The following is a 779-nucleotide window of genomic DNA, read 5'->3' on the forward strand; positions in this document are numbered from 1 at the left end:
CTTTTCCTTTTAATTCACCATCAATATCATATTCGACATGGGCAATATTAATAGGGAAATCTTTTTTATTGTCATCGACTGGCTTTTCATCCCATTTGCTTACTGTAAATGTTACCTCCATACGCGTAAACCTCCCTTCATTATTAGATAAGTAGTCTAGCTCCAGTATATCACCTAAAAAGTACCATCAATAGTGGTATCTCATAGGAGTGTTTTTATTTATTCTTCATTACTAACTTTGTGAAGTATTAGACTTACAGTAACGGGTGCTTTAGCTAAAGAACATGGGTTGCTTAAGCAACTCCTCTTTTCTTATTGAACTAACGGGGCAGGTTAGTTCAATAAGAAGTACTTTTTATTATTAATTAAGTTGAGGTGTGTACCAATGAAAAAACAATTTAATAACCAAAACCGTATGTTAGAAAGTTTTGGTGATCAATTTCTTGTGATTTGCCCAAATTGCAGTAAACAAGCAAAAGTTTTATCACTTGGAGAACATCAACCTTATCAAATAGACGTAACTAAAAGATTTACTTGTTTACATTGCGGATTAACTAAGGATATTGTACCGAAGAAAAATAACTTCAACCAAAACATAATATCATATGAGAAGACTTTTAAAGAAGGTTTTATTATCATTGGGGGAGCATTTGATTTGTATTTTGGATATCCTCTTCTCTTACAAATTCCTTTCCGGGAACATATTTTGTGGGCATATAACCTTGAGCATCTTCAATATCTCAAAAACTATATTGAAGCCGAACTAAGAGAAAATCATC

The 779-nt window shown here is 32.5% G+C and carries 1 protein-coding gene; it reads left to right on the forward strand.

What is annotated here, in order from left to right:
* Positions 1-385: 385 nt before the first annotated feature.
* Positions 386-779: hypothetical protein (locus AC1DSL_RS18990; RefSeq protein WP_477533444.1), on the forward strand; the 394-nt coding region annotated here is incomplete at its 3' end.

The organism is Paenisporosarcina sp. P4_D4 (genome assembly GCF_056401835.1).